This window comes from Glaciimonas sp. PAMC28666 (genome assembly GCF_016917355.1).
In the GTDB taxonomy this organism is placed as follows: domain Bacteria; phylum Pseudomonadota; class Gammaproteobacteria; order Burkholderiales; family Burkholderiaceae_D; genus Glaciimonas.
This window is the reverse complement of sequence record NZ_CP070304.1, coordinates 2,840,510-2,853,656: the sequence shown is the minus strand read 5'-3', so window position 1 is coordinate 2,853,656 and position 13,147 is coordinate 2,840,510. Positions and strand designations below refer to the sequence as shown.

General features: G+C 51.3%; 13 protein-coding genes. 6 read left to right on the top strand and 7 right to left on the bottom strand.

All coding sequences use genetic code 11. From position 1 onward, the window contains the following. The first annotated feature begins 104 nt into the window (after window positions 1–104). Together JQN73_RS12275 and hemL are read left to right on the top strand one after the other, a co-directional pair. Window positions 105–980, top strand: a complete 876-nt coding sequence (locus tag JQN73_RS12275) for a hydroxymethylpyrimidine/phosphomethylpyrimidine kinase (RefSeq protein ID WP_205319070.1) — start codon at window positions 105–107, stop codon at window positions 978–980. 97 nt (window positions 981–1,077) lie between these two features. Next, window positions 1,078–2,361: a glutamate-1-semialdehyde 2,1-aminomutase gene (gene hemL / locus JQN73_RS12270; RefSeq protein WP_205319069.1), complete on the top strand. Its 1,284-nt coding sequence runs from the start codon at window positions 1,078–1,080 to the stop codon at window positions 2,359–2,361. A gap of 115 nt (window positions 2,362–2,476) precedes the next feature. Here the strand turns inward: hemL and mtgA are convergent, their stop codons facing one another. The 7 genes from mtgA to mpl all read right to left on the bottom strand — a co-directional run bounded on the left by mtgA (window position 2,477) and on the right by mpl (window position 10,370). After that, window positions 2,477–3,172: a monofunctional biosynthetic peptidoglycan transglycosylase gene (gene mtgA, locus JQN73_RS12265; RefSeq protein WP_205319068.1), complete on the bottom strand. Its 696-nt coding sequence runs from the start codon at window positions 3,170–3,172 to the stop codon at window positions 2,477–2,479. 18 nt (window positions 3,173–3,190) lie between these two features. Beyond that, a complete protein-coding gene (gene aroE, locus JQN73_RS12260) occupies window positions 3,191–4,084 on the bottom strand; it encodes a shikimate dehydrogenase (protein WP_205319067.1) in 894 nt (297 codons plus the stop codon). Between the two features lie 194 nt (window positions 4,085–4,278). Then, on the bottom strand, window positions 4,279–5,187 hold the full coding sequence (locus JQN73_RS12255; RefSeq protein ID WP_205319066.1) for an energy transducer TonB: 909 nt from the start codon (window positions 5,185–5,187) through the stop codon (window positions 4,279–4,281). 28 nt (window positions 5,188–5,215) lie between these two features. Further along, window positions 5,216–7,381 (bottom strand): ribonuclease catalytic domain-containing protein, encoded by a 2,166-nt coding sequence (locus tag JQN73_RS12250; protein WP_205319065.1) that lies wholly within the window; start codon window positions 7,379–7,381, stop codon window positions 5,216–5,218. A gap of 300 nt (window positions 7,382–7,681) precedes the next feature. Then, window positions 7,682–8,239: a chorismate lyase gene (locus JQN73_RS12245; protein WP_240162243.1), complete on the bottom strand. Its 558-nt coding sequence runs from the start codon at window positions 8,237–8,239 to the stop codon at window positions 7,682–7,684. An 8-nt stretch (window positions 8,240–8,247) separates the two neighbouring features. Further along, on the bottom strand, window positions 8,248–8,841 hold the full coding sequence (locus JQN73_RS12240) for a YqiA/YcfP family alpha/beta fold hydrolase (protein WP_205319063.1): 594 nt from the start codon (window positions 8,839–8,841) through the stop codon (window positions 8,248–8,250). A gap of 80 nt (window positions 8,842–8,921) precedes the next feature. Then, window positions 8,922–10,370 (bottom strand): UDP-N-acetylmuramate:L-alanyl-gamma-D-glutamyl-meso-diaminopimelate ligase, encoded by a 1,449-nt coding sequence (mpl, locus tag JQN73_RS12235; RefSeq protein WP_205319062.1) that lies wholly within the window; start codon window positions 10,368–10,370, stop codon window positions 8,922–8,924. A gap of 219 nt (window positions 10,371–10,589) precedes the next feature. Between mpl and JQN73_RS12230 the strand changes: the two genes are divergently transcribed. The 4 genes from JQN73_RS12230 to accB all read left to right on the top strand — a co-directional run bounded on the left by JQN73_RS12230 (window position 10,590) and on the right by accB (window position 13,008). Next, a complete protein-coding gene (locus JQN73_RS12230) occupies window positions 10,590–11,237 on the top strand; it encodes a hypothetical protein (RefSeq protein ID WP_240162242.1) in 648 nt (215 codons plus the stop codon). A 163-nt stretch (window positions 11,238–11,400) separates the two neighbouring features. Then, a complete protein-coding gene (locus JQN73_RS12225; RefSeq protein WP_370551240.1) occupies window positions 11,401–11,796 on the top strand; it encodes a TlpA disulfide reductase family protein in 396 nt (131 codons plus the stop codon). A 166-nt stretch (window positions 11,797–11,962) separates the two neighbouring features. After that, window positions 11,963–12,400, top strand: coding sequence for a type II 3-dehydroquinate dehydratase (aroQ, locus tag JQN73_RS12220; RefSeq protein ID WP_205319059.1), 438 nt, complete (start codon window positions 11,963–11,965; stop codon window positions 12,398–12,400). A gap of 161 nt (window positions 12,401–12,561) precedes the next feature. Next, the gene (gene accB / locus JQN73_RS12215) at window positions 12,562–13,008 is read left to right on the top strand and encodes an acetyl-CoA carboxylase biotin carboxyl carrier protein (RefSeq protein ID WP_205319058.1); all 447 of its coding nucleotides are present in this window, start codon (window positions 12,562–12,564) and stop codon (window positions 13,006–13,008) included. Window positions 13,009–13,147: the final 139 nt, after the last annotated feature.

The following is a 13,147-nucleotide window of genomic DNA, read 5'->3' as shown; positions in this document are numbered from 1 at the left end:
ATATGCTGGTTTTGGCGCTTCGTTCGATGTTTCGTTGGTATTGCTCACGGCGGAAACCCTTCAATCAAGTAAAATGTAAAGTCGGATATCTTAATCTAACAGTCGTGCAAAACCAAACTTCTCCTCTTATTTTGACATTCGGTGTTGCTGATCCCGTCGGCGCCGCCGGAATTCAGGCAGATCTTGCCACATTTTCCTCTATGGGTTGCCATGGATTATCGGTTATTACCTCGATTTTGATCGGTGACACTGCGCGTATCGAAGATACACAGCAGATTGACGCCGATTGGGTCGCTGACCAAGCCCGTGTCCTACTTGAAGATATGCCGGTGGCCGCCTTCAAGGTCGGCGCAATCGGCAGTATCGAAAGTGTTTCCGTGATCGCAGAGATTGTCTCTGACTATCCTGACATTCCATTGATTCTCGATCCATTCCTTACAGCGATGCCGGATCAAGGCCAGGATAGCGAGGATCTGCTGACCGCAATGCGGGAATTATTGATTCCGCAAAGCACGGTAATGGTGTTGTCGGCTGTGGAATTGTCCCGACTGGCCGAGACCTGGCGAGAACCGTCGACACAAGACTTGTCAGCCGTCGATGCGATGCACATCATTGAATTGGGTTGCGAATATCTGTTCGTTACAGGAACTCCTGGAACCGCAGCGGAAGTCAGCAATACACTCTTTAACGATACCGGGATTCTGCGACAAGATAGCTGGCCGCGCGTCTCCGGCTCGTTTAGCGGCGCTGGCACCACGCTTGCTGCTGGCATTGCAGCTATGCTGGCAAATGGGCTGGACGTTCCAGAAGCCGTGGCGGAAGCACAAGAGTTTACGCTCGCTGCAGTCATGGCGGCGCAGCGGCTTGGTATGGGGAAATTGGTCCCCGATCGTTTCTTTTGGGCGCGGGAAGACGTCCTGGACGGAATTGCTGAAGAACCAGGCGAACAAGAGGTACAAAATCCACCGGCACTTTCGTGACGTTGCCAGCGATGCCAGCCTGACTGTTGATTTTCGCGGTCATATTTTTGCGGTCAAAAAACGGACTCGCACCCTATTTTCTATTGATGCTAACAAGATGACCTCCAATAACGACACCTTATTTTCCCGCGCCCAATTAACGACACCCGGTGGCGTCAACTCGCCCGTGCGTGCGTTTCGCTCGGTTGGCGGCACACCGCGCTTCATCACGCGTGCTGAAGGACCTTATTTCTGGGATGTAGATGAGCGTTGCTATATCGACTACATTGGATCCTGGGGCCCAGCCATCGTCGGTCACGCCCATCCAACCGTCGTCAAAGCAGTTCAAGATGCTGCCGCGCGGGGATTAAGCTTTGGTGCGCCCACCGAAGGTGAGATCCTGATCGCCGAAGAAATCTGTAAGTTAATGCCATCAATTGAACAAGTGCGTCTCGTGTCGAGCGGTACCGAAGCCACCATGAGCGCGCTGCGTCTGGCCCGCGGTGCAACCGGGCGCGACAAAATTGTCAAGTTTGAAGGCTGCTATCACGGTCACGCAGATTCATTGCTGGTCAAAGCCGGCAGTGGTTTGCTGACCTTCGGTAATCCGACCTCCTCCGGCGTCCCGGCGGACTTCGTCAAGCATACGATGGTTCTCGACTACAACGATGTCGCCCAACTGGAAGAAGCATTTGTCAACATGGGCGACCAGATTGCCTGTGTAATAGTAGAGCCGGTTGCCGGGAACATGAATTTGATTCGCGCCACGCCCGAATTTCTGCAATCGATGCGGAGTTTGTGCACCAAATATGGCGCGGTGCTGATTTTTGATGAAGTCATGTGCGGATTCCGCGTGGCCCTCGGCGGCGCGCAAGCGTTGTATCGAGTGGTGCCGGACATTACCGCCCTGGGCAAAGTCATCGGCGGCGGCTTACCGGTGGCGGCATTCGGCGGTCGCGCCGATTTGATGCAGCACATGGCACCGCTCGGTGCTGTCTACCAGGCCGGCACGCTCTCAGGAAACCCCGTTGCAGTCGCAGCCGGGATGACAACCCTGAAGTTGATTCAGGCGCCAGGCTTCTACCAACACCTTAGCGCGCAGACTCTTAAGTTAACTCAAGGCCTGACGCAGGCTGCGGCAGAGGCTGGCGTGGCGTTCTGCGCTGACGCTATCGGCGGGATGTTCGGCCTGTATTTTTCCGAAAAAGTGCCGAACACTTTTGCAGAAATGATGGCCACCGATAAAGCGCAATTCAATGTATTTTTCCATGCGATGCTGGATGCTGGCGTTTACCTCGCCCCGTCTGCTTTCGAGGCCGGGTTCGTTTCTGCCCAACACGACGATGCGGTGATTGAAGCAACCATCACGGCGGCGCGTGGGGCATTTGCAAAGTTGCGCTAAGCGCTTAATTAGTCGTTACAACACTAAATAGCGTCAGATGGAAAATAACCGGTATTGAAGCCTTCGCTTCATTACCGGTTATTTCTTTCACACCCAACATAATTGGTCTTTCCAGTTACGGCAATTCAGCCGATCCCATGCGTCGCAAAATCAGACCGGTTCGCTTCGCCAAGTAACTCGACCCGCGATTTTTGTCGTAGAAACGAGGGCGCGGCAGCATCACTGCCAGACGTGCCGCCTGACTAGCACCGAGATTGGCTGCAGAAGTCCGATAATAATGTTGCGAGGCCGCTTCGGCGCCGTAGACGCCACTCCCCCATTCGACGACATTTAGATAAATTTCATAAATCCGCTCTTTATCCATCAAAAATTCAAGCATGTAAGTGATGACGAATTCCTGACCTTTGCGAATATAACTACGCTCGCCCGATAAAAAAAGATTTTTAGCCAGTTGCTGGGTGATGGTGGAACCGCCGAGCATGATCTTGCCTTTTTTATTGTTGCGTGCGTAGGCTTTTTCCAAAGCATCCCAGTCAACCCCTTCATGTTCCGAAAAATTTGCGTCTTCCGAAGCGATGATGGCGCGCTTCAAATTAGTCGAAATACGGTTGTACGGCACCCATGTGTATTGCAACTGGATCGTAGGATTCGTTTCTCTTAGGATTGATAGTTGGTGTCGCATGAAGCTGGTCGAGTTGGGATTGTGATCAACCCACCACCAAATTTGCACGAAGAAGTAGAGTTGTAACGCCATTATCGCAACAATCAGAACGAGGAACAGACGCCACACGGCCTTGCTGACAGATTTCATCTTTATCTTTCCGTCAGATCAGAGCTGCGCGCGCAACGCAGCGTAGACTTCAGCGGTACTTGGCCGAACACCGCGCCAGACAAAAAATGCCTCAGCCGCTTGTTCTACCAGCATCCCTAATCCATCGCGCACATTCGCCCCATGCGCGCTGGCAAACTGCATAAATACAGTGGCCTGTTTGCCATACATCATGTCGTAAGCCAAAGTCCGTGCACCAAAAACACTCACCGGGATTGGTGGCACCTCAGCTGCCAGACTGGCAGAGGTGGCGTTGATGATCAGGTCAAAGGGACCGTCGACATTAGCAAAGCCACATGGAACTATGGTATTTTCTTTGGGAAATTTCTGGGCAAATTGCGCGGCTAGTTCCTGCGCTTTGGCGACCGTCCTATTGGCGAGCACCAACTGGACTGGTCGGCTCTGCAATAATGGTAATAAGGCTCCCCGCGCTGCGCCGCCAGCACCCAGCAACAGGACCCGCTTCCCGGCGATTGGCGTGCCTGCGTTCCGCAAAATGTCGGTCACCAAACCAATGCCGTCGGTATTGTCGCCCAGTATTTCGCCATCGCTGAACGCGAGCGTGTTAACCGCACCAGCAGCCTCAGCGCGGGCGGTCAACCTGGTGGCCATTGCGTAGGCGGCTAGTTTGAAAGGAACCGTCACATTAGCGCCCTTACCGCCCTGCCGAACAAATTCCTGCACAGCCTCCTCAAACCCATCCAACGGCGCGAGCATGCGCGCATAGTCGATAGATTGAGCGGTTTCTAACGCAAAGCGCGCGTGTATATCGGGGGATTTGCTATGTGCTATTGGATTACCGATGACGACATAGCGGTCAGCGCTGAGTGAAGCTGCCTCGGAGATTAACGTTGCCGCAGGCAATGCGACCGGATTTAAAACTGGTGCGGACATAGGTGGTGGCTATTTTTTATGTTATTTTTTTGAAACGTCGGACTGACATTTTAACGGTATTTATAATGCCTGATAATGATCGAAAACCAAGAACGCCGTAGAAGCGATGATGAGAAGGCAAGCAACCACAGCATTATGCCGTCTTAAAACCTACCCGCGGTGCGCGCTGAAAATAATTATATTCCCACGGGAAATTAATCGATACTTGCACTGCGCAATTCTGTCTCAAGTTGTCCTTCACGCGAAAAATCCAGGGTAACAATAACTTCCCACACTTCATCCGGGCCGCCCGAACGCATGCTGTGCGGAAAATGCTTAAACGGGGCGGCTCTTTGAATTATTCGCAAGGCAGCTGCATCGAGGCCGGGAACGCTGGAACTTCTTTCCACTTCCAAACCCCCGTCTTTTGTATAGATCGTGCCATCTTGAAATATCGGAACCGACACAACTAGTTTTCCATACAATTTCTTGCCATTCTTGTGAGGAAAATTCAAGGTTCCCAAGCGTTCTACTTTATCGGCAAAGGTTTTGTAGTACATCGCATACTGGACGCCGCGCGTGCTTGGTGTAATCAGCGTTTTCTTTGGCCGCTTGTTGTAGTCTTCAATACTCTTGGCGATTTCGGCCTGCTCGCGGCGCAGTGCTTTGGCATCGGGCGTTAAATCATTCCCGTCCGTCGATTGAACCGCATCTGACCAATGGTCTTTGGGCGATGGTTCCTGGACCGAAAATAGTGCTGCGCTCTGCATTTGCGACAACATCTGTTGCTGCTTCTGCTCCAGCTCGGCTATCCGGTGCTCGGCGGTATTGAGGCTGTCACCGTCTTCTGTCTTCTGCATATCCGGTAAAGGTGACTTGGCGCGTCCGGCATCGGCATTACCGCCACCGTCGAGATTCACTTGCGCCAACGCTTCGGCTTTCAATGGCGCGCTCTGGCTTTTGGCATTTACCAAAATTACTTCCAGCGCCGGATCGGTAGGCTTAATCCTGGCGGGGGCGGGCAGCGTAAAACGCACCGCGAGCAAAGCCCCATGGACCAAAACCGAAATGGCGATGGCAATATATAAAATCCGATTTTGAGTAAATGGTTTTACGGGTCGCAAGGAGTGTCGCCCAATCGTCGTCAAAAGCTCAGGATTTCAAGTCGGAGCCAGTAGCGCGGTCTGCGCTGGCATTTTCATTATTGCTCGCGCCGTCTTCCGCCCCACTATCGTCGACCTGACCGTCGCCGATGCTATTGCTTTCGCCGTTTTCCGGATCTTCATTGGTTTCAGAGACTTCATTGATTTCAGAAACTTCATTCGGCAAATCCATGGCCGCGTTAAGCTCCTCTGCCATCTGGTCATCATCGGCTGGATCGGTTGGATCGCCTTCCGCTACGTTCGCCTGCGGCGTCAACACTTCCAGCAAGCGTACTTCGATACTCAAATCAATTTCGTCCCAACGAATGACATCAAGCTTGACCGACGCGCCACGCGCCACTTGCTGCATGCCTGGCAGCTTGATTACCAAAGGGATATCCGTCAGGCGCAACACTTCGTCCTTCAATACTACCGCTTCCACCTGCTTTGCCTTCTCCTGCCCTAGCCAGCGCAGGCACCAATAGCGCTCCATGGTCGATTGAAAATCCCCATAACCTGCGTAAGTCGCATCGAACGCGGAAACAATGGCGAACAGGTCAGCATCTCGTGGTTTAAAGGGTGCCACCAGCGGCGCGGCGACGCCGCCTTCAACGCACGCCAAAATCTGCCATTGATTGACAAGATCCGTGTAACGACGCAAGGGTGAAGTACTCCATGCGTACTGGTCGACTCCCAGGCCCTGATGGGGCGCGGCGTGCGTTACCATGCGTACTTGCATTTTCGTGGCCCAGCCACCGCTGCCACCACCTTGTGCACGATAAATCCCCGGCACACCGTGGTCGTTCATTAATTTTCCCCAGGTGCTATTGGCAAAGATCATCAGTTCGGCAACGATCTTATCGAGCGGTGCACCGCGCTTGCGGCGGGCAATAGTAACAATGTCGTCTTCTACGTAAAAATTGAAATCGACGCGATTATTTTGTTCCGGACGTAAGCCGAAACTTTCCCGCTTTGCCATTCGCCCCTGCTCGAGTACAGAAATCCATTGCCACAGAACGGCGATATCGGCCTTGTGGGGATAATCGCCTTCTCCGCTTGCCAAATTGTCTTCGGTCACCAGCATATCGAGCGTGTTATGGCGTAAATTGGCGGAGATCGGCACCAGTTCTGCTTTGGTTTCGGTGCTGATCAAGCGCCAGTCCACCGGATCAAGCGTGGCGTAGAGCGATAAAGCAGGACAATTTTTACCCTCGTCCAACGAAAATGCTTCTACCAGCGCATCCGGCAACATGGTGATTTTGTCGCCGGGCATATAGACGGTTGACATGCGGTGACGCGCAATCGCATCGATCGCATCGTCACGCTTGATCGCCAATCCTGGCGCAGCGATATGAATGCCGATGCGGATGTTGCCGTCCGCCAACGTCATGACCGAGAGTGCATCATCAATTTCAGTCGTTGTTACGTCATCGATGGAGAATGCCCGGACATCCGCCAAAGGCAAGTTTGCCACCGTGGGGATGGTAGGCACCGGTATCACGGGGAAACCGACGCCCTTCGGGAAAAATTCGAACAGAAACTTCGAAAAATGCAGGTCCTTGGGCGATGCGATGCCGCCGACTGCCAACATCAACCGTTGCGGCGTCGTTTGCAAGGCGACGCAAGCGGCGTCGAAAGCTTTATATTCGATGCTATTTTTATCTGGCTTGAATAGCAATTGCAGCGCCAATGGCCCCATCACATCGGGCAGTTGATTCGCTACCAATTGGTCGACGTACTGCGCCTGTATTAGCGCTTGCTGACGCTTTTTCTCGACGCCAGCCTGGGCGGCTTTAAGCGACACCTCCGGCGCTGCCTTATAGCGTCCACGGCCTTTCTTATAGAAGTAGATCGGTGCTGAATGCAAACACATTAGCAATCCCGCCGCTTCCGAAGGGATGGGAGCGTGACCGAAGTATTCGGTCCCCAATTCTGCAAAACCAAACTCCTCCAGACCCGCTACTTCCCACAGAAAATCAACATCCACCTCTTGCGCAATCTGTTTAGCGTCATCCAGTAGTTGTTGTGGAGTTGGTGCGTTAAATTGGATCAACACATCTTTGGATTTAATTTTGCTCCGTTTACCGGTAGGTAATTCGACTTGATAAGCCTCGCCTTGTTCTGACAAAACAGACCCTGCTTTAAAGTCGCCGGACTCTTCAAAAAATAGATTCATTGATTACTTTACTTATAGATTCTGGGTATCACGGTGATGACAACTGACGACTAGTTGATACCGCCTGCATTTAATCTTGAGGGCTTACTTCATAAAACTTACGCAAAACTGCTCACCCATCAGGTATAACCTGGCGAGGCATTGTCAAATACGGACGAAGTGACAAAGTGACAAACTGCTTTGCGTAAATCCGTTCTCGACTGTCGATCGAAAACCATAAGGACACAACATTGTTTAAAAATATCGATGAAAAAAAACCAATTTAATACTTGTTCCACAAAAAACCCGGCCTCCGTGAGGCTAGCGCAAGACCTTTCGTAATAGTTTAATCTCCGGAAAAAATACTTCAGTCACCAGCATCATGCCGGCCTTGCGACAAAAGGTTGAACGTCGCGCAAACAGCGGCGAAGAAAATGCGGTCATGCCGATTGCCGAACACATACGACGCACCAGCGGATGGCCCTGATATAAACGGCTGAATTGCAATTGCCCACGCGCCACGAGCGGATCGCCGAACAACGTGGTGCCTAAAGAACGCTCGCCCAATGTCCCAAAAAATGGCCACTCAGTCGTAGTGGCCGCCATTGACAGGACCGTGTGACCTAACACTACCGGACGTCCATCGCAGAGTAGCAATACATCTCGTTCTTGTACCAATTGGCGTTGTGGCAACGAAATTGCGGCGTATTCGTCGGCCAGACAAAGGGCGCGGTGCTGATGCAAACACTGCACCCTAAACTGGGTGCAATGTTCCATCAACTTATAAGTCAGCGAGGCGCGATCGGTCAACCAGTCGCGCATCAACGCCGTTGGATGGACGCCGTTTGGATGATCATGCCATTTGGCAAAACTGGACATTCGCGCCATCAGTGACCGGCCAACGCGGGATCAACGTCTACTCCGCAAAACGCCAATACGGCATCAGCATAATGGGCAAAGTCGCTAATCCCATGATCGCTCCCGGTGATGACGGTTTGTTGCGCCAACGGATAGTGATCTACCATTTCGTGCCAGTCGAGAATCTCGTCGCCTGTGGCTGCGATGAGAAAATAACGTAACGGCAAGGTAATTTTTGGCGTCACCAACGCTTCAAGCTCGGCAATATATTCGCGCTTGAATTCGAAGGGCGCATCTGAATGGTACTGCGAGTGCATGCCAACATATTTTTCAAGATCGCGCGGTGGCTTAATCGCAGGATTCAGTAATACTGCGCGGCACCCGGTCAGTTCAGCGAGCCAGGTGGCGTAAAAGCCGCCGAGCGATGATCCAATCACAGTCACGTCGGCCGGATCGCGCCCCGCAATAATAGCCTGCGCGAGTTGGACCGCAGCGCGCGGCGAGGCGGGCAGCTGAGGACAGGCATACGTGTCTTCCAACCCTACAGCACGCAAGCGTTCATCCAGCAGACGCGCCTTAAAGGACAAAGGAGACGAGCGAAAACCATGTAAATAAAGAATCATAAAGAAAGGTTCACCAATAATGGCGCATAAATCAAAGCTCAAAAATTAACGCGTATAAGTCATAGCTTACGACCCAAGGATCATGATCGCGTCAGAGTGGGGGCTCCTGTAGAGGCAAAAAGTTTTGATAACCCATCCAGAATTTTTTGATGGACGCCGCCGAAACCGCCGTTGCTCATCACCAGTATCTGGTCGCCCGGGCGGGCGGCTAACGTCACCGCTGCCACCAGGCGATCTAGCGCATCGAAAGCCTGGGCTTTTTCACCTAACGGCGCTAGGGCTTGGGCCAGACCCCACCCCAATGCTTCTTTGCCATCGCCTTTGACCCCGTATCCAAACACCAGATCAGCGTCGATTAAACTTTCAGGCAGCGCCTCTTTCATCGCGCCAAGTTTCATTGTGTTGGAGCGCGGTTCCAAAACCGCCAAAATCCTTCCATCGCCGATTTTTTTACGCAAACCGGCGATAGTTGTACTAATCGCGGTCGGGTGGTGCGCAAAATCGTCATAGACGGCAATCTGATTGACGATACCGCGCAATTCCATCCTGCGCTTAACGTTTTTGAAGCGGCCCAATGCCTTAAGCGCCTGCGCCGTTGGCACGCCGACATGCCGCGCTGCTGCGATGGCCGCCAGAGCGTTCATGCGATTGTGCTCGCCAGTCAGCGACCATGCCACAGGTCCCTGGTATTCGCCATTGAAAATCACATCAAAGTTGCCATCAGCGTGCGTCGTCAACGACCAGCCTTGCTGCACTGCGCTGACTGGATCCGTTTGGGCAATCCCAAATGCTTCCTTTTCGCTCCAACAGCCTCTTGCCAACACCCGTTGCAAAGCGGGTTCCCGCGCATTGACAATCAGACGGCCTATACCTGGCACGGTACGAACCAAATGGTGAAACTGCGTTTCGATAGCCGCAAGATCGGGAAAAATATCAGCGTGATCGTATTCCAGATTATTCAAAATCGCAGTTTTTGCGCGGTAATGAACGAATTTGCTGCGTTTATCGAAGAACGCCGTATCGTATTCGTCCGCTTCTATCACAAAAAAGGGCGACGCAGATGTATCAGTTTCGGTTCCAGAGAGGCGCGCCGAAATGCCGAAATTCATTGGAACTCCGCCAATGAGGAAGCCAGGATTGTAGCCAGCATCTTCCAAAATCCACGCCAGCATAGCCGAGGTCGTGGTTTTACCGTGCGTACCGGCGACTGCCAGGACCCATTTGTCGGAGAGTATATGCTCACCGATCCATTGCGGCCCGGAGGTATATGGCAAACCCCGGTTGAGAATCTCTTCCATTAAAGGATTGCCACGCGATACCACGTTTCCTATCACGAACAAATCCGGTGCCAGGGCAATCTGCTCGGCGCTGAAGCCCTGAATTAACTGTATCCCCTGCGCTTCGAGTTGCGTACTCATTGGAGGATAGACGTTGGCATCGCAGCCGGTGACTTTATGTCCAGCTTGTTTTGCCAGAACGGCCAAACCGCCCATAAAGGTGCCGCAAATACCCAGGATATGGATGTGCATTCTAAAGTGTCAACATTCGTAAAAGAAGAATAATGAATTTTACCTGACACACTCACGCAGTCGGCAAAAGTCGAACGCGTATTTATCATTTAGGCTTATGCTTTACCTGTTTACAGAGACATTGCGGGCCGAAATGGCTCGAACCGGCGCGCAGCACGCAATCATACTGTCATGGCCATAATGGTCACGTCATTCCAAAAATCCCGAATGGATCAACCCATGGATCAACCTCATCAAGTGAGATCGAAAATTGCCGCTATTGCAGCACGTTTCATCGCAGAAGACGGTGCGGATTACGGCACTGCCAAGCTTAAAGCGGCGCAACAATTGTTGGGAAACAAACGAATTAGTAGCGATTTAATGCCCGATAATAGTCAGATAGAAGAGGAAGTGCATTTATATAACACATTGTTTTTCGCTGAAACGCAGCCCATCAGGTTATTGCATTTAAGAAAAATTGCAGTCGAAGTGATGACTGACCTCACCCCCTTTTCCCCCTATCTGACTGGCGCTGTCTGCAATGGTACTGCCGGTGAACACTCCGACATCCATTTACAATTGTTCGTGGAGAGCCCTAAGGACGTAGAGATTTACTTACTGAATAAAAATGTGCAATTCTCCGTTTCTGATCTGGAGAGCAATTACCACACAGCAAAGGGTTCGCGCGGAAAGTCGGATAACCGATCAGCTGAAATACTCCATTTTGTTTATAAAAATGAGGGAATCCACTTGACGCTATATGAAACTGACGCCTTACGGGGTAGTATCAGACCGGCAAAAACAGCTTCGGGACGGCGCGAACGAGCAGATTTGCCTACGGCGCGTTTGTTGCTAGAGGAGCAAACAATCTTACTAAGCCGCAAATAATTGACCCTTTTTCTCAGACAACTTAAATCTAATGAAAAAAAAATTACTGGTATATGTCCCGATTGCGATTCTATTTTGCGCGATTGGCGTCTATTTCAATCTTCAGCGTTTAACGCCTTCCGCTCCGCAGTCACCCGCCGTAGCTAATCTGTTCGCCCAATCGATGGCCGAAGCCACCGGTAAACCAGAGCCTTTATCCCAATGGAAAGGCAAACCATTAATTGTTAATTTTTGGGCAACCTGGTGCGGACCTTGCGTTGAAGAGATGCCCGAATTGAATGCATTACGGGCTGAGCTTGTAAAAAAAGATATTCATGTAATTGGCATAGGTATTGATTCGCAAGACGCAATCGCAAAATTCGCAGCCAAATATAAAATCACTTATCCTTTATATGTCGCCGGAACGGATGGAACGGCGCTGTTGCGCCAATTTGGGAATGCTGCAGGTGGCCTCCCTTTTACGGTGCTGATCGGGGCCGACGGACAGGTTAAGAAGAGTTATCTTGGAAGCATTAAGTTCGATGAGTTACGTAAAGATTTATCATTAATACAACCATAAAAATTTGCATTTTTAGAATCAAAACAGGGCCCTTTCTGCGTCGGCAAAATATAAAAAGATACAGCACCACTTAAGTCAGAATTGATGGATAACAAAATTCCGCTTGCCAGTTAAAGTCATTTAACGGCAAAATGCGCTCAACGTCGTCAAACGAAGCACCATCTCCATGGCAAAAAATTTACTTCTCCTCAATGGCCCGAACCTGAATTTGCTGGGCACACGTGAGCCAGAAGTGTATGGATCAACAACGCTAGCGGATGTCGTGCTGGCAGCGCAAGCTCAGGCTGCCGAGGCGGGCGTGCGTCTTGCGCATTTTCAAAGCAACCATGAAGGTGCGCTGATTGATCGGATTCATGCCGCTAAAGCGGAGGGGATAGATGCTATCGTTATCAATCCGGCCGGCTTAACACACACCAGCGTTGCGTTAAGAGATGCGCTGGCTGGTGTCGCAATACCCTTTGTGGAGCTTCATATTTCCAATGTTCACCAGCGAGAAGAATTCAGGCATCATTCTTATCTCTCAGGCATTGCAGTTGGCGTCATCTGCGGGCTGGGCGTAGAGGGTTACCGCATTGCCATTTCATTTTCAATTAAGCAACTTTAGCCTTAATACCGAAGCTTACACGCCATCCACGCCGCTCAAGCGATTTTGCGGAAGCCCTGACAATTAACTTGTACCAATCGTTTGGATCTGCCTACTAAAGAACAAGAATGGCAGACATTCATTCGTTAACACTTTTAAACATACACTGAAGGATTTGCATTATGGATTTGAGAAAACTCAAAACGCTAATCGACCTGGTCGCTGAATCGGACATTGAAGAGCTGGAAGTCACTGAAGGTGAAAGCAAGGTGCGCATTGTTAAGTCATCGCACAATCAGGTTGTCATGATGCCGCAGCAAGTTGCGCAACAAGCCTACCAGCCTCAAATGGCAGCGCCGGTCAGCGCACCGGTTGAAGCGCCCGCAGTACCAGAGGGTCACATCGTTAAGTCTCCGATGGTCGGCACATTCTATCGTTCGTCAGCGCCAGGCGCGGCGGTATTCGTAGAAGTCGGCTCGCAGATTAAGGAAGGCGAAACGTTGTGCATTATTGAGGCAATGAAGTTGCTTAATGAGATTGAAGCTGACGCCACGGGCGTAGTGAAGAAGATTCTGGTGGAAAATGGCCAACCGGTCGAATTTGGGCAACCCTTATTTATTATCGGTTAATTTCGTCGACCAATTCTCACCAGGGGAGCTTATTCTGGCGCGCCGAATTAACTTACGGAGCATCCGGGACGATTCCGGCGCAGCTAGCCGGATGATCCGATAGCCTCGTAACGCGTCGTCTTCATCTGCCACCCGAACG

Coding starts and splice junctions, on each gene's coding strand:
- hemL (WP_205319069.1), top strand. CDS start 1,078: ATGACCTCCAATAACGACACCTTATTTTCCCGCGCCCAATTAACGACA.
- mtgA (WP_205319068.1), bottom strand. CDS start 3,172: ATGAAATCTGTCAGCAAGGCCGTGTGGCGTCTGTTCCTCGTTCTGATT.
- aroE (WP_205319067.1), bottom strand. CDS start 4,084: ATGTCCGCACCAGTTTTAAATCCGGTCGCATTGCCTGCGGCAACGTTA.
- JQN73_RS12250 (WP_205319065.1), bottom strand. CDS start 7,381: ATGAATCTATTTTTTGAAGAGTCCGGCGACTTTAAAGCAGGGTCTGTT.
- JQN73_RS12245 (WP_240162243.1), bottom strand. CDS start 8,239: ATGTCCAGTTTTGCCAAATGGCATGATCATCCAAACGGCGTCCATCCA.
- JQN73_RS12240 (WP_205319063.1), bottom strand. CDS start 8,841: ATGATTCTTTATTTACATGGTTTTCGCTCGTCTCCTTTGTCCTTTAAG.
- mpl (WP_205319062.1), bottom strand. CDS start 10,370: ATGCACATCCATATCCTGGGTATTTGCGGCACCTTTATGGGCGGTTTG.
- JQN73_RS12230 (WP_240162242.1), top strand. CDS start 10,590: ATGGATCAACCTCATCAAGTGAGATCGAAAATTGCCGCTATTGCAGCA.
- JQN73_RS12225 (WP_370551240.1), top strand. CDS start 11,401: ATGGCCGAAGCCACCGGTAAACCAGAGCCTTTATCCCAATGGAAAGGC.
- aroQ (WP_205319059.1), top strand. CDS start 11,963: ATGGCAAAAAATTTACTTCTCCTCAATGGCCCGAACCTGAATTTGCTG.
- accB (WP_205319058.1), top strand. CDS start 12,562: ATGGATTTGAGAAAACTCAAAACGCTAATCGACCTGGTCGCTGAATCG.